This is a genomic window from Bacteroidia bacterium, from assembly GCA_039924845.1.
Lineage (GTDB): Bacteria > Bacteroidota > Bacteroidia > DATLTG01 > DATLTG01 > DATLTG01.
The window spans coordinates 12,404-32,822 of the sequence record JBDTAC010000083.1; the positions used below are offsets into that span (position 1 = coordinate 12,404).

A 20,419-nucleotide genomic window follows, 5' to 3' on the forward strand; every position below is an offset into this window, starting at 1 on the left:
TTAATCTCCTTTTAAAAGACTTATTCTTTCAATTTTAATTTGGCTCGAATCTAAATCCAAAGCTCCAATTTTTATCCAATTATTTTTTATTGAATACCAATTGTATTGTGTGCTCACTCGTATCGCAAATTTATTGTTTCTATTCGTTCCAGAAGGAATCTCAAATAAAAATGCGCCAGAGGTACTATTGTTTTTTCCATACGTTAACCGCATTGTAATTGTTTTTTTGAGATCCGAATTCATTTTGATAAAAATATAATTTCCTTCTGAACGATTTACCTTTTCAGGAAGATTACATTCTATCATGTTGTTTTTTACAATTATTTTTTCTTGTGAAAGCAAATCAATAATTTTATTTTTTGATTCGAGCGAAGGATCCGAATTTGCCCAAATAGATGGTAATTGCTGCAAATTATACGTTTGCATTTGTTGCGAATAAAAATCTGGAATGTTCGGTGCAGAAAGAACAGAAGCTGAAAAAATATTTTTTGCAGGAAAAAATAGTTTCGAGTAAGATACCGAATCTAATATGAAAAAGCGCGTTTTATTGAGCGAATCCACGTACACACATTTTATTCTTTCTTTGAAATTTTTATTTTCATTGGAATAAGAATAGCGCAAACAAGAATCTTCTGCAAAAAGAGTATCGTATTTTATTTTGAATAAATATTTAGTGTTTGAAAAATTATTTTTTTGAACAGTAAAATAGATACTATCCGATTTCATTAAAGATTCAATACCTCTAAAGAACAAAGTATCCGTCAGGTTTTTCAAATCAGTATCCGAAATTTTTTTCCAAACGCAATGATTTTGAATGATAATATATGGGGCGTAATGTTGGAAAAAATATTCTGCCATTCTGTAATGCCTCACCGCATTTGGTACGTCATCCACGTGATCCCAAAAGGATTCTGAAAAATTAGAATAAACTAAAAGAGGTGTATCATATTTTTTTAAATTGCTCAAAAAATTATTTTGCAAATAATCATTTTGAAGCGAAAGCGTGTTTTGATTAAAAACTCCGGGAGTTTCTTTTTCAGTATAGAAATACAACATCGGCGAATTAGAGAAATCAATAAATGTTTGATTTTTTTTCAAATTTTTATCGATGTAATTTTTGAAGTCTGCGAAAATTATTTTTTTGAAATCGTTGCTCATCGGACAACGATCAATGGTTTTCGCAACAGGTTTTAATTCCTGAATCGTGTCGTATTTTTGAATCATTTCCGAAAAGGGAGAATCGAAATTTTTCGCTGGCAGCGTAGGAAAATTGTAATTTAAAATAAGGAAACACGCAGTTCCCGTAAAAAGTAAAAATTTAAATATAGAAGATCTCTTTTGAAAAAAAAGAAACGTAGTTCCACTAAAAATATAAAATATAAAAGAAGAAAGTAGATAGTCTTTTCCTTCTATAAAGCTGTGCCGTACCAAGCCGCGTTGAAAATTTACGAAATATAAAATCGTTAAAAAAATCAATGCGTAAACAATAATTTTTGTATGTTTTTCGGAACAATAATGTTGGAACTTTAGGATTAAATATCCCAGCAAAATCAAACCTAAAAACGGGAATATAAAATACTGCATTTTATACGAAGAAAGCGATACATCTCCCATACTAATTGTTCCGTAAGACTGAGAAGAAGAAAAATAATTTAAAATAGTAGATATGCTTTCTCCTAAATTTATTTTCCGAAAAAGCAGTAAAAACACGATTAATAAAACTCCGCCGATAGCGATTAAAAAGCTCTTCCAAAAAATTATTTTTTCGAACGCTGATTTTTTTTCTACAAAAATGTGAAGCAAAAAAACACCTCCAATTGTCCACAAAGCAGCGTATCCTAAGTCTATTTGCCAAATTAAAAGAAACGCAATAATTGTAAGTAAGCCAAGATATTTTTGAATCGTAGCGGGAGTATCTATTGCCTTTATGAAAACGAAAAAGGCAAGCAAACACAATATAAAATGTCCAGGAAAAAGCTGCGAAGAAAGCGGAAAAAATAAGGCGAAAAAGAGCGCTACAAAAGCATTCCCTGTAAAATACAATACAAAATAATAGATAATTAAAATGCTTGCACTTAATAAAATAAAATCGTAAATAATAAATGCTTGTCCGCTATAACCGTTGATAAACGTATACAACAAGCCTGAAAAAATTTCGGAAAACATGTGTGAATTAAATTTTTGAATAACTGGAATAGTACCAAAACGCACCATTTCCATAATTGGAAGCGTACGATTGGCAAGCTCAAACATTTCCGAGGATGGCTTCGCAAAAGGCTGATAAACAAGGAACGTTGCCAAAGAAAGAATACTGAACGGAAAATAAATTTTCGAAAGTAATTGTTTAAAATCAAGCGTACTTAATTTTATTTTTCGTGGAAATAAATAGCTTCTAAAAAGGATCCAAATCGTTAAAAAAAAGAGTGCTAAAAAATAAATTTTCTTCGACGTGAAATAGAAAATATCTTTGTTATTGAGAATTAAATAAATTTCATTTTTCAAAACTGAAAAAAGCGGAATGATGGCTATTGGAGCGAATACCCAAAGCACTTTAAAAATTATTTTTTCGGAACGATTTCTAAATAAAAGACTCCAAAATAGTGTTGTAAAAAACCCACAAACACAAAATAATTGTAGGAAGTTTAATTTGATTCCAAGCGTTAATAAAAGATTTATCTCTTTGAAAAAAAAGATTTCCGAAATGGAAATACACATCAATGCCGCAAAAATAGATATCGAAAAAAGCTTGTCTGAAAAATTATTTTTCAGCACAATGAAAAATATCCAAAAGGCTTGGATAAAGATGATAATCGCGATTAAAGAATCGGTATTTTCTCCGTATAATTTAAAGAATAAAAAAAACAATCCAACCAAAGAAGTTGCGTTAAATACTTGCATTTCATTGTGCAAATACGCCATTCGTCTTCTGTATAAAACGTACAAAAACAAACTAATTCCCGCTGATATGGCAACAATTAAAAAAAGACTTTGGTAAAAAACGAGGATGCGTTGGTGAATGTCAAAGCCTTGCAGTGTGGCAATTCCAATCATTCTCCCGGAGAAGGATGTAAGTGAAAAATTTGTTTTTGTAATAAACTGAAAAATAAATTTCGTCGCGTAAAACAAGCAAACGAAAACGAAAGAACGATAATGAGCTGAAATAAATTGAAAATATTTTTTTATAGAAGCCATTTCATTTCCGAGTAAAAACAGGTGTCCGAAAAATTATTTTTTTAATCGATTATTTGATAAATCGGTCCTTCTCTTTTTACTAACTTTTTTTCTTCTAATGCATTCATCATTTTTTGTAATTGATTTTTGGAAATACCGGTACTTTCGCTCATACTGGCGAGCGTTGCCGAACTTTGTTTTTTTAATTCTTCCAAAATTTTCTCCTCTTCTGGCTTTAATTCTATTGTTACTTTTTTTATAGTTTCCGGACGCATTTGCGGAAAAAATAATACATCTTGAATGGATGGAGAATTAGTCATAATCATCGCCAAACGATCGATTCCCATTCCCATTCCAGATGTAGGTGGCATGCCGTATTCCAAGGCGCGTAAAAAATCTTGGTCGATAAACATTGCTTCGTCGTCGCCTTTTGCTGCGAGTTTCATTTGTTCTTCAAAACGCGCGCGCTGATCAATTGGATCGTTTAATTCGGAATACGCATTACACAATTCTTTTCCGTTTACCATTAACTCGAAACGCTCTACCAGTCCAGGTTTACTACGGTGTTTTTTAGTAAGCGGCGACATTTCTTCTGGATAATCTGTAATAAAAGTAGGCTGTATATAATGGTGTTCGCATTTTGCTCCAAAAATTTCATCAATTAATTTTCCTTTGCCCATCGATGGTTCCGTGTGGATGTCGAGTTTCGTACACGCTTCGCGCAATTGCGTTTCGTCCATCGCAGAAATATCAATTCCGGTATATTCTTTAATCGAATCGTACATGGTGATGCGTTTAAACGGACGCTGAAAATCAATTTCTTTTTCGCCCACTTTAACTTTTGTTTTTCCGTGTAAATCGAGCGCCACTTTCTCAATCATTTCTTCCGTAAAATCCATCATCCAGAAATAATCTTTGTAAGCCACGTAAATTTCCATCACCGTAAATTCGGGATTGTGCGTGCGATCCATTCCTTCGTTACGGAAATCTTTTGCAAATTCATACACGCCATCAAATCCGCCAACAATCAGTCTTTTGAGATACAATTCATTCGCGATACGCAAATACAGCGGCATATCTAAGGCATTGTGATGCGTTTTAAAAGGGCGAGCAGCTGCACCGCCCGGAATGGCTTGCAAAATGGGCGTTTCCACTTCTAAATATCCTTTTGCATTAAATGTGTCGCGCAACGATTGTGTGATTTTCGTACGCTTGATAAACGTTTCTTTTACATCTTGGTTCACGATTAGATCCACGTAACGCTGACGGTAGCGCATTTCCGGATCAGTAAACGCATCATGCACATTTCCTTCGCTGTCTGTTTTTACGATGGGAAGTGGGCGCAGCGATTTACTCAATACTTTAAGCGACGTAACATGAATGGAAATTTCGCCCACTTGCGTCGTAAATACATATCCCGAAACACCAATGATATCGCCAATATCCAAGAGTTTCTTAAATACAGTATTATACAAAGTCGTGTCTTCTCCGCTACAAATTTCGTCGCGTTTCACGTAAATCTGAATACGTCCTGTGGCATCTTGCAATTCTGCGAAAGCGGCGTTGCCCATAATACGGCGCGACATCAAGCGTCCTGCCAACGAAATATTTTTATAATTCAGTTTATCGCGTTCATAATTTTGATGAATATCTTGCGCGGAAGCATTGATTTCAAAGAGTTCTGCGGGATACGGATTGATTCCGAGTGTAATTAATTCTTGTAAAGATTGTCTTCTAAGGACTTCTTGTTCCGATAATTCCATAAATAAAATTTTAGCAAATATATAAAATCAAGCAGAACAACTGTTTCTGCTTCAGTTTCTGTTTTCTGTCTTGTCGCTTTTCTTGAAATCAATCAATTCTCCTCCTGCATCTTTTATCAAGCGCAGCGACCATCGCGTAATAATAAATGCGCTGATAATTCCACTCATTGCATCAAAAAAGAAAAGATGATATAGCAAACCCAATGTTAACGCAATGATGGCGCCTAAGCCAGAAACAGCATCTGCTAAAATATGGATGTATGCCGCGCGAATATTGTGATCGCTTTGCGATTTATCGTGATGTAAAAAAAACGTACAAATAACATTTACAATCAATCCAATACTCTCGACGAATAAAGCTTCGCTAAAATTAATTGGCAATGGATTTAGTAAACGACTTGCCGATTCAATTGCCATAATAATGGCAACCGCCAACAAAGCGATAGCACTGGTAAATCCAGAAAGTGCAAGCAGCTTTTCTTGTTTGAAAAAATATTTTTTTGAAGCTGTATTTCTTCTCGAAACGACATAAACTATCCACGTTAAGCCCATCGCAAAAACGTGCGAAGCCATGTGCCAGCCGTCTGCCAGCAAAGCCATCGAACGACTGTGATGCCCGTACCAAATTTCGGCAACCATCGTAATTGCTGTAATGACCACGACCACGCGCATTCTGCGCTCATTGGTGTAATGCGGAAAGTGCCACTGATTTTTAAAAGCCTTTTTTTGAAGCGATTCCGACATGATTGTAAATCCTTTTTTTAAATCTGAACACAAAATTAAATTCTTATTTGGAAATAGGCGGAATTAAAAATAAGTCTTCAAAAAACAGGTATAGCAATACTCTTTTTGATTTTCATTTTTGGTAAAACTTCTGCACACAAAACAAGTGCAGGAGAAAGTGCTGCTTATTAAATGTAATTGGCGCTCTCTACTCAATAACCGTATCTGCATTGAAATAATTGACTCTACAAGTCTATCGGACGACTCTTTGGGTCTGGAAATTGACTCTCACACTCCAGGGGACGACTCTTTGGGTCTGGAATTTAACTCTCACACTCCTGCGGAGGGTCTATTCATGGAACTGTGGGGTCTGTTCAGAGAACTGTGTCAAATTAGATTTTCTGAAATGATTCCGAAAGATGTTTGCTTTCCATTTCCGATTGGATTACATTTACCAAGCTAAATTCATACTCGTGAAAAAAATAATTTTTCAAGCCTCATTAATTGCTTTCCTTTTTCCGAGCATACATTCCATTCAAGCGCAAAACAAAACAGGTTCTAAAAATTGGACAAAAAATCCGTTTGAAGAAAAAGTTTTTGTTGAAAATAAAACTCAATTTGACGGACAAGATAAATTACCAAACAGTGCTATTTTATTTGGCGTTCGCAACGATGGCGTTCAAATTTATTTTATCCAGAAAGGTTTAACTTATCGCCACGATGAATTTGTGCCGATGAGCGAAGCTGAAAAGGATAAAGCCGAAAAGGAGGCTGCAAAATCAGGTAGAAAAATGGATGCGGATATGATGCGCAAAAGAAAAACAGATTGCATCAGTATGCAATGGGAAAACGCGAATCCGAATGTTCAAATTTTTAGCGAGGATGAAGTAAGCAATTATTTTACCTATCCCGACTTGCGCGATAAATCAGGCAAAACAACTATTAAAGCATTTGCTTACAAAAAAATAATTTACAAAAATTTATATCCGAATATTGATGTGGAATATTCCTTTCCCGAAAATAAAATAGGAATAAAATACACGATTATTTTGCATCCTGGAGCGGATGTTTCTCAAGTAAAAATGAAATATTCCGAAAACGGAAAAATAAATTTGGATGCAAGTGGAAACGCAGACATAAATTCAAACTTTGGAAATATAATTGACCACGCGCCTAAAACATACTACGAAAACGGAAATGTTATTTCTTCCAAATTTACTACCACACAAAATACCGTTTCATTTGCTTTGCAAAATTACGATCATGCACAAACTGTTATTATTGATCCTTGGGTAACAGTGCCAGGTTACACAACAGGAAGTCCTTATGATGTAGATGCTGATTTGGCGGGCAATGTATATATTTACGGAGATGGCTACCCTCATATAGAAGTAAAACTAAACAATCTCGGGACTATTTTATGGACTTATACCGCATTAGCTATTGATTCTTTTGGTTTTTATGGGGGTTTTGCAGTGGACGAACACAGCCAAAATTCTTATTTAGTTGAAGGTTTTGGCAGTTTTTATGGTGCAAAAATTATAAAAATAAATCCCTTTGGATTTCAATTGGCAATTTCTGTAGGAAATATTAATTTAGAAGAAATGTGGCGTATTGTTTTTAATAATACCACTCGAACTGGTGTTATTGGGACTGGATTTGGTTACGAAGCTTGTGTTTTAGATACAACGCTTTCTAATGTTACACCTATAAATGTTTTAGAAGGCACTAATACTGCTGATGATATTTGCCTATTAGCACAAGATAATAACAATAATTGCTACATGGCAGATGCGTATAATACAGTAGATTCGGCATCAAACAATTTCTTATTTAAAAGTAAAATTCCAACTATACTTCCAATTTCATACGAAGTTTCAGATGGATATAAATTTAAGGAAATTCAATCTATTTCCTATACAGAAAGAAATGGTTTAGGTATGTTTTTTAATGCCAACGGATTTAACGGTATGGCAGTAAACAACAATTATCTCTACACGTACGATGGAGCCATTTTAAAAAAATGGAATGCACCTACTGGAGTTTTACTGGGAAGTGTTGCTGTTGAGGATAGTTCTTTTAAATGGGGAGGTTTACAAGTAGATAGTTGTAACGATATTTTTGTAGGAGCAATGAACAGTGTTAAACAATACGATGTTAATTTGAATCTTATAAATACCATTGCTACTACCGATACTGTTTATGATTTAAAATTAGGAACAAATAATTTACTTTATGCTTGCGGAAAAGGTTTTGTGCAATCTATCCAATTAGATTCGTTATGCGGTTCTGAGCCGACTTCGCCTCCGATTGTGCCTACTCTGCAATCTTCTCTAATAATTCCCAATGTTTTTTCGCCAAACGGAGATGGAAAAAATGATGTGTTTAAAGTGCAATCGATCGGCATCAGTACCTTCGATGCAAAAATATTTGACCGTTGGGGAATTCAATTATTCGAATGGACAAACCCAAACATTGGCTGGAACGGTGAAACAAAAACAGGCAATGCTCCTGACGGAACGTATTATTACCTCATAAACGCCACCGGAATTGACGGAAAAAAATATCTGGAAAAAGGATTTGTAACATTAATAAGGTGATCTACAATCCTTAATTTGGATAGAAAAAAGTAAGAAGCGAAGCAAAATACAATGTCGAAAAATTATTTTTTTGAACGTGTTTTTTTCCTTCCTTTTAAAAATCGCGAAAAGCCTATCTTTACAGAAAAATAATGTGTTGAGAAAAAAAATAACAGACGGAATTAACTTTCTAAGCAAACTTACCTTTTCGAAATCGTTAAATGCAGTTCAGATTTTGGGAAGTTTTTATTTTTCTAAAATCACCAAACAAGTTCGTCATCGCGGAATGCCGATTAGTATTTCCATCGAACCTACAACTTCTTGCAATTTGCGTTGTCCAGAATGCCCGAGTGGAAAACGTGAATTTACGCGACCTACAGGAATGCTCGAAAAGAATTTTTTTAAAAAAGTGTTGGATGAATTGGAAAATAATTTATTGTATCTCATTTTTTATTTTCAAGGCGAACCGTATCTGAATCCACAATTTTTGGATATGGTAAAGTATGCTTCCGAAAAAAAGATTTACACGGCAACTTCTACCAACGCGCATTATTTGAATTCTGAAAATGCAAAAAAAACAATTGAATCTGGCTTAGATCGATTGATTATTTCCATTGATGGAACAACGCAGGAAACCTACGAGCAGTATCGTATCGGAGGTAATTTAGAAAAAGTAATTGAAGGCACAAAAAATATTGTTGCGTGGAAGAAAAAGTTGCATTCAAAAACACCCTTTATCATTTTTCAATTTTTAGTGGTAAAACCAAATGAACATCAAATAGAAGACGTAAAAAAATTAGCAAAAAATTTAGGTGTGGACGATGTGCGTTTTAAAACAGCGCAAATTTACAACTATGAAAACGGGCATGATTTAATTCCGGAAACAGAAAAATATTCGCGATACAAAAAGCAAAAAAACAATACGTATATTCTGAAAAATAAAATGCGTGATGAGTGCTGGAAGCTTTGGCATTCCAGCGTTATAACCTGGGACGGAAAAGTGGCGCCGTGTTGTTTCGACAAAGATGTAAAGCACGCGATGGGAACTGTTTCCGAAAAAACATTTTCGGAAGTATGGAAAAACGAAGCGTATCAAAATTTTCGCGAATCCGTTTTTCGTTCGCGCAGCGAAATTGATATTTGTAAAAATTGCACCGAAGGCACGAAAGTGTGGGCATAATTTTCGGCAAAGAAAAGGGGTTTGAAAAATTAATTTTTCAAACCCCTTTTCTGGAAAAAAATTTCACTCGGAAAATTTAATTTATACGGTCATAATTTCTTTTTCTTTTTGCTCTAAATGTTTGTCACATTTAATGGCAAAACCGTCGGTAAGCACTTGTATCTTGGCTTCTGCGTCTTTCATTTCGTCTTCCGGCAATCCATTTTTTTGTAATTTTTTGATGGATTCATTTGCATCTCTGCGAAGAGTGCGAAGTGTTACTTTGCAATTTTCTGCTTCTGCTTTCGCTGTTTTTACAAGTGCTTTTCGGCGCTCTTCCGTTAATGGCGGCACAAGGATGCGAATTAATATCCCGTCGTTTTGCGGATTAAATCCTAAGTTGGCAGCCTGAATCGCTTTCTCTATCGGCGTTAGCATTGTTTTTTCCCAAGGCTGCACAATTAAAGAACGCGCATCTTGCGTATTGATACTTGCCACCTGATTTAGCGGCGTACGTGTTCCATAATAATCTATGAAAATACCTTCCAACATCGCAGGATTTGCTTTGCCGGCGCGGACTTTTATAAGTTCTGCTTCCAAATGAATAACGGCTTTTTCCATTAATTCTTTGGCACTTTCTATGAAAAATTTAATTTCTTCGTTCATCTTTTTTTATCTATGGAAACAAATGTATACAAAATTTAAACCTCTACAAGTGTTCCGATACTTACGTCTTCCAACACTCTTTTAAGATTTCCAGATTTGTTCATATCAAAAACAATAATGGGTAATTTATTTTCTTTACACAGCGTGAAGGCTGTTAAATCCATCACTTGCAAGTTTTTTTCGTACACTTCGCTGAAAGAAATTTTGGTGTATTTTACCGCATTTTTGTCTTTTTCCGGATCGGCAGAATAAATTCCATCCACGCGAGTTCCTTTTAAAATAACATCTGCTTCAATTTCGATAGCTCGTAAAGTTGCGGCTGTATCTGTTGTAAAATAAGGGTTTCCAGTACCTCCTCCAAAAATTACTACGCGTCCTTTTTCTAAATGTCTGATGGCTCTGCGGCGAATATAGGGTTCGCAAATTTGTTCCATTTTAATGGCAGATAAAAGTCGCGTTTGTACTTCTATTTTTTCGAGCGCTGCTTGCAAAGCCATACTGTTTATAACGGTTGCAAGCATTCCCATATAATCTCCTTGCACACGATCCATACCGCCTTCTACGGCTTGTATTCCGCGAAAAATATTTCCTCCTCCAATTACAATCGCCACTTCAATTCCTGCGTCCACTGCCACTTTCACTTCCTTGGCATATTGCATCAACCGACTGTGATCAATACCAAATTGTTTTTCGCCCATAAGGGCTTCTCCACTCAGTTTCAGAAGGATACGTTTATAAGCCATTTGAAAATTTATTTTTTTGAAGGTGTAAAAATTGTTCTTGATTCAACAAATTTCAGGAACAAAAGTAAATAAATAAGCGCAAAAAAAATCCCGATTTTTAAAAATCGGGATTTTAAATTAACTCAATGCTATTCGCTTAAAGCCGGTAATTTTTAAATCTTTATCGGTTTCGCTTAAATATTGTCTGATGGTTTTTTTATTGTCTTTGATAAACTCTTGGTTAAGTAACGTAAATTCTTTGTAGAATTTATTCAATTTTCCGAGTGCAATTTTTTCCAACATCTCTTCTGCTTTTCCTTCTTGACGCGCTTGTTCTTTACCAATTTCAATTTCGCGTTCCAAAGTTTTGCTGTCTACATCTTCTTTATCTAATGCAACTGGAGCCATTGCTGCAGCTTGCATTGCAATGTCTTTTGCAATTGTTTCAGAAACTTCTTTATTGAAACCTACAATCGTTGCCAATCTATTTCCTGGATGATTGTAAGCAATCACTTTCGGAGCTTCGATGGCTTCGTAATTTGCCAATTCCAATTTCTCACCAATTTTTCCAACTTGTTCAATTATTTTATCAGCAATAGTTACAGAACCGTCAAAAGGCAATTGCACTAATGCTTCTAAAGAAGCTGGTTTTTTATCCAATGCAATTTTTGCGATAGTAGTAGCGAAGTTTACGAAATCATCATTTTTTGCTACGAAATCTGTTTCGCAACTCAATCGAATAATAATCGCTCTTTTGTGATCCGCACTTAATTGTGCAATAACCAATCCTTCTTTCGCATCTCTGTCACCACGATTAGCAGCCACTTTCTGACCTTTTTTTCTTAAATAATCAACCGCTTGTTCAAAATCTCCGTTGGCTTCTGTAAGCGCTTTTTTGCAGTCCATCATTCCTGCACCTGTTTGTTGGCGCAGTTTGTTAACATCACTTGCTGAAATTGTCATCGTACTCATTTCAAAAAATATTTTTTAATGTGATTTTTTTGTGTGATTTGAATGTCCACCTGCAGAATGGCCGCCACCTGAGTGTCCGTGTCCTCCGCCAGAATGACCACTACCAGTGTGTCCTCCACCTTGGCTATTTTTTGCTCCCACTGTTTTACGTGGACCAGCAGCTGTTCTTCTTGCTCTTCTTTCTGTAGAACCATCGCCATCAGCGTCGTCCGACATTCTCGGTCTTGTTTCTTTTGTTATTTTTCCTTCTTTTTCTTCTAAAGCTGCTGCTTCTTTATCTACTTTACGTTCAGAAAGTCCTTCTTCAATCGCTTTTGTAATCGTGCTGATAATTAATGAAATCGAAGTCGTAGCGTCATCATTAGCAGGAATTGCGTAATCCACTAAATTCGGATCTGAGTTCGTATCTACAATTCCGAAAGTTGGAATGTTTAATCTTTTTGCTTCCGCAACAGCGATGTGTTCTTTTGAAATATCAACGATGAACAATGCAGCTGGAAGTCTTGTTAAATCTGTAATACTTCCTAATTGAATCTCCATTTTAGCACGTTGGCGAGAAATCTGTAATTTTTCTTTTTTAGAAATATTTTCAAATGTTCCGTCAGTAGCCATTTTATCAATGGTTGCCATTTTTCTTACCGCTTTACGGATAGTTGCAAAGTTAGTAAGCATTCCGCCTGGCCATCTTTCCGTTACATAAGGCATGTTGATGTTTTTCACTTTTTCCGCCACCACATCTTTTGCTTGTTTTTTTGTTGCCACAAACAATATTTTTTTGCCCGAACGCGCAATTTGTTTCAATGCTGCCGATGCCTCATCAATTTTCACAACAGTTTTGTTGAGATCAATGATGTGGATGCCATTTTTTTCGGTAAAAATATATGGAGCCATTGCTGGATTCCATTTTCTTTTCAAATGTCCGAAGTGTGCTCCGGCTTCTAATAATTCGTTGAAATTTGTTTTTGACATTTTTGGTTTTTAATGTTATTGTAAATAAATCGTTTCAAAAAAATAATTTTTCGGACACCCAAAAAAATAATTTTTGAAAGTGTTTTTTAACGTTTACTAAATTGAAATCTTTTACGCGCTTTTTTCTGACCTGGTTTTTTACGCTCCACCATTCTTGGATCTCTTGTCATCAAACTTGCTGCTTTTAAAACAGGTTTATTTTCTGGATTGATTTCCACCAATGCTCTTGCAATTCCAAGTCTTACAGCTTCCGCTTGTCCTGAAATTCCGCCGCCATTAACTGTTGCTTTCACGTCGTATTCGCCAAGTGTTTTGGTTAACATCAAAGCCTGATTAACGATGTATTGCAAAGTTCCTGTTGGGAAATACGCTGCATAATCTTTATCGTTAACAACAATTTTTCCTTTTCCTTTTTGGAGATAAACGCGTGCAACCGCATTTTTTCTTCTTCCAAGTGTGTTTGTAATTTCCATATTATTCTTACTTATTTAAGATCTTTTAAATTCATTTTTTTAGGGCTTTGCGCTTCATGGGGATGTTGTTCTCCAGCATAAATGAAAACATTTTTTTGCAACGCAGCTCCTAATTTTGTTTTAGGCAACATTCCTTTAACTGCTTTTTCGATAATCGCAGCAGGGCGTTTTTCCAAAAACTCACGAGGCGTTGTAAAACGCTGTCCACCAGGGTATCCAGTATGGCGAACGTATTCTTTCTCGTCCATTTTTTTGCCGGTCAATTTTACTTTTTCGGCATTTATAATGATTACATTATCACCACAATCTACATGAGGCGTGTAATTTGTTTTGTTTTTTCCGCGTACTACCATGGCAACTTTTGAAGCCAAGCGACCTAAAATTTCGTTTTCGGCATCCACCAAAAACCATTCTTTCGTAACGGTTGCTTTGTTGGCAGATACTGTTTTGTAACTCAATGCGTCCACTGTTATATCTTTAAAAAATGAATACTAAAATCCTTTTTGGTTTCTTCAAAATGGGCTGCGAAGATAAATACTATTTTTCTCACACACAAATTTATTGACAAATTATTGTTAATAAGCCCATTTTAATCTCTATGAGATGAAGAATTCTTCATCTGTTTGCAAATATCGTAAAAAAGTGGGTTGAAAAATTATTTTTTTGAAGACGAAATTTTGGTGCATAAAAAAGCCCCGAAATCGGGGCTTTTTATTTTAAATCGGCAGTAATTATTTGTTTACTTTACCTGCTAATTCTGCACCAGCTTTAAATTTAGCTACTTTTTTAGCAGCAATTTTAATTTCTTTTCCAGTTTGTGGATTTCTTCCAATTCTGGCTGCTCTTTTAGCAACAGAGAAAGATCCAAAACCTACTAATGCTACTCTGTCACCTTTTTTAAGTGCTTTTGTAGTTGCACTAACAAATGCGTCAAGTGCTCTTTGTGAATCTGCTTTTGTAAGTTTTGATTCAGATGCGATTGCATCAACTAATTCTGATTTGTTCATGTTGTTTTTGTTTTAATTTAGTTAAACATTTATTTATTTGAGTTGTAAATGTACAATATATTCCTTTTAAAACGCAAGTCTTGAAGCAAAAAAACGCTAAAATTGTTGATAAGTAAGCTTTTTGTTAATAAATAAGCGCTGATTCGTCCTAAAATAAGGCTTATTGGAGATAATAAAACGCCGAGCTATACTTTTCATTTGCATTTTTTTATTTTCAATACCTTCTCCTTTTCAACACCTTTATCTACAAGGCATTCAGAAAAAGTTATTTTTTTTCGTTCAAAAAAATAATTTTTTAACATTTTTTCACTTGACGGCGCATACTAAATGAAGTAATTTAGTGTTCGCATAGTAAGTAAATGTTTTTTATTTTGTTGTGTTATTTATCCTTGACCCCCTATGTACGAATTAAGTAAACAAATTTTGCAGAAAGTAAGTTTTGATAAAAAACTTTTCGGCAAAGAATTGGGAAAAGCCATCAGATGGCTTAAACCCAATGAGAAAATGATGCTTCGGATGTGGTGTCTTTCCACTTTTGGACACACGTATAAAGATGTAATTATCGAAACTTTTAAGAAGGTAACGAAGATTCAATAAATTGGATATTCCTTTTAATGCCTTTGTATTTAGGTCGTTTGAGCGGAGAATTTTTGAATACTTTTGCGAAGACATCTTCTGTTATTTCTTGCCAATCAGCTTTTGTCATTTTTAATAAATCAGGATTGGCTGTAAACAGTGGCTCTTGGTGCGGTTCTGAAAAACGATTCCAAGGACATACATCTTGACAAATATCGCAACCGAACATCCAATCGGCTGTTTTTCCTTTCATTTCAGCCGGAATATTTTCTTTCAATTCAATTGTAAAATACGAAATACATTTACTGCCGTCCACCACGTAAGGCTCTAAAATCGCATCCGTTGGGCAAGCGTCTATACAACGCGTGCACGATCCGCAAAAATCTTTTATTGCACCATCGTATTCCAATTCCAAATCGCAAATTATTTCGGCAATGAAAAAAAAGGAACCATTTTTTTTTGTGATGAGATTACTGTTTTTTCCAATCCAACCTAAACCGCTTTTTTTTGCCCACGCTTTATCTAAAACTGGCGCAGAATCAGTAAAAGCGCGACAATTTACTTCGCCAATATTTTCCTGAATAAACTGAATCAGGTTTTTTAATTTATCTTTTATGACGGAATGATAATCGTTTCCGTACGCATATTTAGAAATTTTTGGCGCGTCCGAATTTTGTTTTTCCGAAGGATAATAATTCAGCAAAAGTGAAATCACAGATTTCGCTCCGTCCACCAGCAAGCGCGGATCCAAGCGTTTGTCGAAATAATTTTCCATGTACGTCATTTTTCCATGACGATTATTTTGCAACCAATTTTCGAGGCGAGGCGCCTCTTCTTCCAGAAAATCAGCTTTTGAAATGCCGCAAAAATCAAAACCCAAACGTTTGCTTTCAGATTTTATAAGTGCCGTATTTTTAGTTTGAAGATTTAGCACGTTGAAAAATTATTTTTTTGAAGCAGAGTTTAATATTTACTGAAATTGCCAAACTATTTTATCTCTTGAAGTCTGATAGTATTCTTCTTTTCTCCTTTGAATGACAACTCTAAGAAAAGTCCGCATTCATCAGGGTGGTCGTCTTCACACATTTCCACATCGTCAACGATATACGTCCAATCTCCATTCTTAAATGTCGAAGTCCATCCCCACTCTCCTCCGTCCTCAACTCCATTATTTAGAATAATATCTGGTGCGTCTTTCATTGTTTTTGCTTTACTCCAACAAACATATCTTACTCCTTTGTCTGTTTGGTCTATTCTAATTAATAATTTTTCTGATTTTGCAACTAGAACATTTTCATTCCATTTATTGACTGTCGGGTACATCTCTTTTTTTATTTTCTCAATCAAAAGTTGTTTTGCTTTTTGCTCTGCTTTTGAACTGTAGTTAATTGTTACAATATTTCCGTCTTCATCAAGCCAAATTGCGCCTGAAAATTTTCCTTCAATAAATCCATAATAACCATTGTGTTCGAAAATATCACTGTCATTGTATTGATTTAGTAATTTTTTGAATAAACTGTCAATTAATATAGGATAATCCGAAATAAAATCGGCTGCGTTTTTAATGTCAGGTAAAGGATTTTCTCGTTTCAAAGGATAGTCAACAAACTTTGATAATTCTTGCACATTATTAGATTCAATTAATTTAGTTATTTGCCTAAAATGTGTAATCATAACTGAATCAACAGCAGCATGACAAGGATTGCTCCAAAAAAGAAGCGTCATCAGAGATAGTGTAATAATTTTCATTAAAATTTATTTTTCAGAAGAAATTATTCTTCGCTAAAAAGCGTGTTTTTACTTGCCGGCGGAATTTTCCCCAAATGTTTGTAAGCGCGTTCTGTTGCTTCTCTACCGCGTGGAGTGCGCACCAAATAGCCTTCTTGAATTAAAAAAGGTTCGTACACTTCTTCAATTGTTCCGGCTTCTTCGGCAACAGCCGTTGAAATAGTTGTAATTCCAACCGGTCCGCCTTTAAATTTTTCAATTAATGTGGAAAGTATGCGAATGTCCATTTCGTCCAATCCGTTTTTATCCACGTTCAGTGCATTGAGTGCGTAATCTGTAATTTTTAAATCGATGGTTCCGTCGCCTTTTATTTGCGCGAAATCACGAATACGTCTCAACAAAGCATTTGCAATACGTGGTGTTCCGCGACTTCTACGCGCAATTTCTTGCGCAGCTTCGGAATTGATTTGTGTATTTAAAATTTCCGCAGAGCGAATAATAATTTTTTTCAGTAAAACAGCATCGTAATAATTTAAGCGCGAATTAATTCCGAAACGTGCTCTGAGTGGCGATGTCAATAATCCCGAACGAGTTGTTGCGCCAACTAAAGTAAACGGATTTAATTTTATTTGTACGCTGCGTGCGTTTGGTCCAGTGTCAATCATTATATCAATGCGATAATCTTCCATCGCGGAATACAAATATTCTTCTACAATCGGACTGAGGCGATGAATTTCATCAATAAATAAAACATCAAATTCGCCCAAATTGGTGAGCAATCCCGCTAAATCTCCGGGTTTATCTAAAACAGGACCAGAAGTAATTTTAATTCCCACACCCAATTCAGTTGCGATAATATTGGCAAGTGTTGTTTTTCCTAAACCTGGAGGACCGTGTAATAGCACGTGATCCAAAGCTTCGCCGCGTTGCTTCGCTGCTTGAACAAATATTTTCAAATTCTCGACAACCTCGTGTTGCCCAGTAAAATCAGTAAACTCGCGCGGACGCAATACTTTTTCTACTTCCTTTTCGGCAGCATTTAAATTATCGGGATCAGGATTTATATTCGGATTCATTTTGGATTCGCGCTAAAACGCGTTTTACAAAAATAGAAAAACTAATCGGAATTACTGTTGAGCTTTTTGGTAATCTTACAATGTGGAAAAATGGATTTAAAAATTTCGATATAATAAATTTGAATACCAAAATCATACGTGGGAGAATTAAAATTTTGTTTGATAGCAGCGTTGTTTACCAGCATAAAACGATAGCCGATATTCGTGCCAAAGCCCAGCCATTTATTAAATTGATAGGTAATGGAAAAAACGGGTTCTATCGGAATAATCATATTTTGGTTATCGGTATACGTTACACCGCGATACACGTATTGATAATCAGAATTGCCAATGCCGATTTGAAAAGGAATACTGAACTGCCAATGTTTGGTGCTGTAAAAAATATATTCTACATAATAAGACCAATAAAAAAACGACAGCGTTTCTTTCACCGTCGAATCGTTTCCAACCATTGTTCGAAGTTGTTTGTTCTTAAAAAAAGTCGTATTTAAGGTATTGAAGCCGCCGCCAATATTTATTTTATCATTAAAGTTTACGCCCAACACAAATCCCCAAATATCGGCTTCGTTATTGGTGATAAAAGAACTGCGACTATTAAATGAAAAAAAGAATTTCGGACGTTTATGAATGCTGCTGCGTAAGCTATCCATAAATTGTGCTTGCGCAGAAAAATGAATTCCTATCAACACAAAAAAAAGAAAAAACGTACGCGAAATTTTCATGTCGAAAAATTATTTTTTGGAAAGCTTTTTTTCTGATACAAAAGAACGAAAAAATAAAGTAAAAAAGATGTCGAAAAATTGGCACAAAAAAAGGGCTTCGAAAAATTATTTTTTCAACCGTGTTTTTTTGAGAATAAAAAAAGCCGAAAAAAATTCGGCTTCTAAAAATTATTTTTTGGAATTGTTTTTATACTGCTGTTAAAATCATTTTAAACGGCACGTTGATAATGGCTTGGTAATCTTCGCCAGCTTCCAACATATCTTCATCGTCTTCTTCGTAATACCAATTAATGATAATTTCATTTCCAGATTTGTGTATGCCTTCTAATTTTTTAAAGACATCCAAAATACATTTGGATGAACTGGTATTAAAATATTCCAATTGAATATTGACGCTAGTTTTCGACTTTGGTTTGGCGGCGTACTTTTCCAAATTATCTACCAAAGGTTTGTAAAATTCAATAGAATTTTCTGGAATAGATCTTCCTTTTATTTCTAAAAATCCTTTATCAATATCAAAATGAATAGCAGGAGTTTTTGGCGTTCCTTCGATTGTAATTGTTTCCATAATGTGCCTTTTTAATTAGAAATTTTAATATTTAAACTGAAAAATGAATACTTCTGATCGACTTCCATGAAATTATAATTTAATTTTTGTCCGGTTTTGCGGGCGATGTCAATCATTCCCAAGCCGCCGCCGCCTTTTTGCGACATTTCTCCGTTGCTCAACACTTCTTTGTAATAATCTTTCAATTGTTCCTTTGATAAAAGATTAATCTCGTCCAACCGTTTTTTAAGCGATTCTACATTTCCCGAACGAATGTAATTTCCGGTAATGATATTGTATGAATTTTCCAATTTCCCAATCATAAAAATGGCGGAACGAACGGGTTCTTGCGGTTCAAAATCCACCAATTCCAAATCATCCATGTGATGGTATAAGTTTTGCAAACATTCCACCAATACGTTATATACTTTTTTCTTGATTTTCGGTTCTTCCTGCATGTTGTCCAATTTGGATTCCATGATTTGTAAAATGGAAGTTAATAAATCCGCAGTAATATCGCCTTTAAACGAAAGCATAACATTGTTACGCTCCATTTTATCGTAAAAATCATATATATCTAACATCCTAAAATATCAAAATTTGCGGTTTTATTCCGTGTTCTTTTTTCAAAGGAAGAACAAATATAACCATTTGTTAAACATATAAGAGTTACCGAAAATTTATTTTTCAAATGCTTGTTTTCTTTGTCTTATTTCATTGTGAAAGGAAATACTGTTCCATTAATCGAAACAGAAGCTTGATCGGAGCAATTTCCAGTTCCATCACCAAAAGTAAGTATCCGAGTAGCTAAGCCTGTTGGAGTTAAATCCAATTTCCCAGAGCTAATCCATGGACAATTTGCTTTTTTAACAAGTGGATAATTTTGTTCAATCGAAACTGTATAAGCTTGTCCGTTGCGGTTCACCCCATTTTCGCTTCCTGTAATTTGATATACGCGGTGAGCTGCTGTAGTGTCTGTAATCGTTACTTGCCGATTCATTGCCCAAGTAATTACCCAATTACTTGCAGTACATTTTCCGTTTGAGATATTAGAACTATAAGACGTTCCGCTGTTATGCGTAAGCGTAAGTGTGCCCTGAAAATTAGTACCGTTTACGTAATAATTACTTAAAGAAACGGTAACCACCGCGCCGTTATGATGCCAACGATCTGAAAAAACAATTGTGATTAACCCAGAACGTGTTCTTCCATCTGTGGTGTCAAGAACTCCTGGCAAAGGACCATAATCAATAGTAACTGTTCTTGGAAAACCGTGAGTGGTGTCGGCAGGTGTAATGTGTGGATAAGCAGATTCCGTTTGTAGGTTGCCTCCATGTCCTCCATATTTTATAATCTGAACTCCATTTCCTCCAGCATGATCTACCGCGATACTATTAACTGTTGGTAACATGCGCGAGTATTCCGCCTCACACATACTATTGTCAATAGGCGATTGAATATCGGTATCTGCTACTGCTTTTTTGCAGGAATTAAACATTAAAGCAGCCGCTCCAGCTACTAAAAGTAAGATGGGAAAAATTATTTTTTTCATAGGTATCCGTTTTT

The 20,419-nt window shown here is 35.1% G+C and carries 20 protein-coding genes; 3 read left to right on the plus strand and 17 right to left on the minus strand.

Annotation, left to right across the window (positions count from 1 at the left end; genetic code table 11):
* The 3 genes from ABIZ51_09630 to ABIZ51_09640 form a co-directional block, all read right to left on the minus strand.
* On the minus strand, nt 1-3,051 hold the full coding sequence (locus tag ABIZ51_09630; GenBank protein MEO7089039.1) for a hypothetical protein: 3,051 nt from the start codon (nt 3,049-3,051) through the stop codon (nt 1-3).
* Between the two features lie 182 nt (nt 3,052-3,233).
* A complete protein-coding gene (lysS, locus tag ABIZ51_09635) occupies nt 3,234-4,934 on the minus strand; it encodes a lysine--tRNA ligase (GenBank protein ID MEO7089040.1) in 1,701 nt (566 codons plus the stop codon).
* Between the two features lie 51 nt (nt 4,935-4,985).
* Nucleotides 4,986-5,678 carry a cation diffusion facilitator family transporter gene (locus tag ABIZ51_09640; GenBank protein MEO7089041.1) on the minus strand — a complete coding sequence of 231 codons (693 nt, stop codon included), beginning with the start codon at nt 5,676-5,678 and terminating at the stop codon, nt 4,986-4,988.
* A 452-nt stretch (nt 5,679-6,130) separates the two neighbouring features.
* Here ABIZ51_09640 and ABIZ51_09645 point away from each other — a divergent pair, with 452 nt between their 5' ends.
* Together ABIZ51_09645 and ABIZ51_09650 are read left to right on the plus strand one after the other, a co-directional pair.
* Nucleotides 6,131-8,257, plus strand: a complete 2,127-nt coding sequence (locus ABIZ51_09645) for a gliding motility-associated C-terminal domain-containing protein (protein MEO7089042.1) — start codon at nt 6,131-6,133, stop codon at nt 8,255-8,257.
* A 136-nt stretch (nt 8,258-8,393) separates the two neighbouring features.
* A complete protein-coding gene (locus ABIZ51_09650) occupies nt 8,394-9,416 on the plus strand; it encodes a radical SAM/SPASM domain-containing protein (protein MEO7089043.1) in 1,023 nt (340 codons plus the stop codon).
* Between the two features lie 81 nt (nt 9,417-9,497).
* Here ABIZ51_09650 and frr read toward each other — a convergent pair whose 3' ends face one another.
* The 7 genes from frr to ABIZ51_09685 all read right to left on the minus strand — a co-directional run bounded on the left by frr (nt 9,498) and on the right by ABIZ51_09685 (nt 14,204).
* Nucleotides 9,498-10,061 (minus strand): ribosome recycling factor, encoded by a 564-nt coding sequence (frr, locus tag ABIZ51_09655; protein MEO7089044.1) that lies wholly within the window; start codon nt 10,059-10,061, stop codon nt 9,498-9,500.
* A gap of 35 nt (nt 10,062-10,096) precedes the next feature.
* The gene (pyrH, locus tag ABIZ51_09660; protein ID MEO7089045.1) at nt 10,097-10,804 is read right to left on the minus strand and encodes a UMP kinase; all 708 of its coding nucleotides are present in this window, start codon (nt 10,802-10,804) and stop codon (nt 10,097-10,099) included.
* Between the two features lie 117 nt (nt 10,805-10,921).
* Nucleotides 10,922-11,755, minus strand: a complete 834-nt coding sequence (gene tsf, locus ABIZ51_09665; GenBank protein ID MEO7089046.1) for a translation elongation factor Ts — start codon at nt 11,753-11,755, stop codon at nt 10,922-10,924.
* A gap of 15 nt (nt 11,756-11,770) precedes the next feature.
* The gene (gene rpsB / locus ABIZ51_09670; protein MEO7089047.1) at nt 11,771-12,724 is read right to left on the minus strand and encodes a 30S ribosomal protein S2; all 954 of its coding nucleotides are present in this window, start codon (nt 12,722-12,724) and stop codon (nt 11,771-11,773) included.
* 86 nt (nt 12,725-12,810) lie between these two features.
* The gene (gene rpsI, locus ABIZ51_09675) at nt 12,811-13,197 is read right to left on the minus strand and encodes a 30S ribosomal protein S9 (protein ID MEO7089048.1); all 387 of its coding nucleotides are present in this window, start codon (nt 13,195-13,197) and stop codon (nt 12,811-12,813) included.
* An 11-nt stretch (nt 13,198-13,208) separates the two neighbouring features.
* Nucleotides 13,209-13,664: a 50S ribosomal protein L13 gene (gene rplM, locus ABIZ51_09680; protein ID MEO7089049.1), complete on the minus strand. Its 456-nt coding sequence runs from the start codon at nt 13,662-13,664 to the stop codon at nt 13,209-13,211.
* Nucleotides 13,665-13,928: 264 nt separating this feature from the next.
* The gene (locus ABIZ51_09685) at nt 13,929-14,204 is read right to left on the minus strand and encodes an HU family DNA-binding protein (protein ID MEO7089050.1); all 276 of its coding nucleotides are present in this window, start codon (nt 14,202-14,204) and stop codon (nt 13,929-13,931) included.
* A gap of 399 nt (nt 14,205-14,603) precedes the next feature.
* Between ABIZ51_09685 and ABIZ51_09690 the strand changes: the two genes are divergently transcribed.
* Nucleotides 14,604-14,801 carry a hypothetical protein gene (locus ABIZ51_09690; GenBank protein ID MEO7089051.1) on the plus strand — a complete coding sequence of 66 codons (198 nt, stop codon included), beginning with the start codon at nt 14,604-14,606 and terminating at the stop codon, nt 14,799-14,801.
* Here ABIZ51_09690 and queG read toward each other — a convergent pair.
* The 7 genes from queG to ABIZ51_09725 form a co-directional block, all read right to left on the minus strand.
* Entirely contained in the window at nt 14,776-15,714 is a 939-nt protein-coding gene (queG, locus tag ABIZ51_09695; GenBank protein ID MEO7089052.1) for a tRNA epoxyqueuosine(34) reductase QueG, read from the minus strand. The two genes, ABIZ51_09690 and queG, sit on opposite strands and share 26 nt — an antisense overlap.
* A gap of 53 nt (nt 15,715-15,767) precedes the next feature.
* On the minus strand, nt 15,768-16,529 hold the full coding sequence (locus ABIZ51_09700; GenBank protein MEO7089053.1) for a hypothetical protein: 762 nt from the start codon (nt 16,527-16,529) through the stop codon (nt 15,768-15,770).
* Between the two features lie 23 nt (nt 16,530-16,552).
* Complete coding sequence (gene ruvB / locus ABIZ51_09705) at nt 16,553-17,584, minus strand: Holliday junction branch migration DNA helicase RuvB (protein MEO7089054.1); 1,032 nt, start codon at nt 17,582-17,584, stop codon at nt 16,553-16,555.
* A 41-nt stretch (nt 17,585-17,625) separates the two neighbouring features.
* Nucleotides 17,626-18,306, minus strand: a complete 681-nt coding sequence (locus ABIZ51_09710; protein MEO7089055.1) for a hypothetical protein — start codon at nt 18,304-18,306, stop codon at nt 17,626-17,628.
* A gap of 187 nt (nt 18,307-18,493) precedes the next feature.
* Nucleotides 18,494-18,874, minus strand: coding sequence for a DUF1987 domain-containing protein (locus ABIZ51_09715; GenBank protein ID MEO7089056.1), 381 nt, complete (start codon nt 18,872-18,874; stop codon nt 18,494-18,496).
* An 11-nt stretch (nt 18,875-18,885) separates the two neighbouring features.
* Nucleotides 18,886-19,437 carry a SiaB family protein kinase gene (locus tag ABIZ51_09720; protein ID MEO7089057.1) on the minus strand — a complete coding sequence of 184 codons (552 nt, stop codon included), beginning with the start codon at nt 19,435-19,437 and terminating at the stop codon, nt 18,886-18,888.
* Nucleotides 19,438-19,562: 125 nt separating this feature from the next.
* A complete protein-coding gene (locus ABIZ51_09725) occupies nt 19,563-20,405 on the minus strand; it encodes a hypothetical protein (GenBank protein MEO7089058.1) in 843 nt (280 codons plus the stop codon).
* Nucleotides 20,406-20,419 lie beyond the last annotated feature (14 nt).

What these genes read in the sequence shown, in the direction of transcription:
- ABIZ51_09640 (MEO7089041.1), bottom strand. Translation starts at nt 5,678, where the DNA reads ATGTCGGAATCGCTTCAAAAAAAGGCTTTTAAAAATCAGTGGCACTTT.
- frr (MEO7089044.1), bottom strand. Translation starts at nt 10,061, where the DNA reads ATGAACGAAGAAATTAAATTTTTCATAGAAAGTGCCAAAGAATTAATG.
- ruvB (MEO7089054.1), bottom strand. Translation starts at nt 17,584, where the DNA reads ATGAATCCGAATATAAATCCTGATCCCGATAATTTAAATGCTGCCGAA.
- ABIZ51_09715 (MEO7089056.1), bottom strand. Translation starts at nt 18,874, where the DNA reads ATGGAAACAATTACAATCGAAGGAACGCCAAAAACTCCTGCTATTCAT.
- pyrH (MEO7089045.1), bottom strand. Translation starts at nt 10,804, where the DNA reads ATGGCTTATAAACGTATCCTTCTGAAACTGAGTGGAGAAGCCCTTATG.
- lysS (MEO7089040.1), bottom strand. Translation starts at nt 4,934, where the DNA reads ATGGAATTATCGGAACAAGAAGTCCTTAGAAGACAATCTTTACAAGAA.
- rpsI (MEO7089048.1), bottom strand. Translation starts at nt 13,197, where the DNA reads ATGGAAATTACAAACACACTTGGAAGAAGAAAAAATGCGGTTGCACGC.
- rpsB (MEO7089047.1), bottom strand. Translation starts at nt 12,724, where the DNA reads ATGTCAAAAACAAATTTCAACGAATTATTAGAAGCCGGAGCACACTTC.
- ABIZ51_09630 (MEO7089039.1), bottom strand. Translation starts at nt 3,051, where the DNA reads ATGATTGGAATTGCCACACTGCAAGGCTTTGACATTCACCAACGCATC.
- ABIZ51_09700 (MEO7089053.1), bottom strand. Translation starts at nt 16,529, where the DNA reads ATGAAAATTATTACACTATCTCTGATGACGCTTCTTTTTTGGAGCAAT.
- ABIZ51_09710 (MEO7089055.1), bottom strand. Translation starts at nt 18,306, where the DNA reads ATGAAAATTTCGCGTACGTTTTTTCTTTTTTTTGTGTTGATAGGAATT.
- tsf (MEO7089046.1), bottom strand. Translation starts at nt 11,755, where the DNA reads ATGAGTACGATGACAATTTCAGCAAGTGATGTTAACAAACTGCGCCAA.
- ABIZ51_09685 (MEO7089050.1), bottom strand. Translation starts at nt 14,204, where the DNA reads ATGAACAAATCAGAATTAGTTGATGCAATCGCATCTGAATCAAAACTT.
- ABIZ51_09725 (MEO7089058.1), bottom strand. Translation starts at nt 20,405, where the DNA reads ATGAAAAAAATAATTTTTCCCATCTTACTTTTAGTAGCTGGAGCGGCT.
- ABIZ51_09690 (MEO7089051.1), top strand. Translation starts at nt 14,604, where the DNA reads ATGTACGAATTAAGTAAACAAATTTTGCAGAAAGTAAGTTTTGATAAA.
- ABIZ51_09720 (MEO7089057.1), bottom strand. Translation starts at nt 19,437, where the DNA reads ATGTTAGATATATATGATTTTTACGATAAAATGGAGCGTAACAATGTT.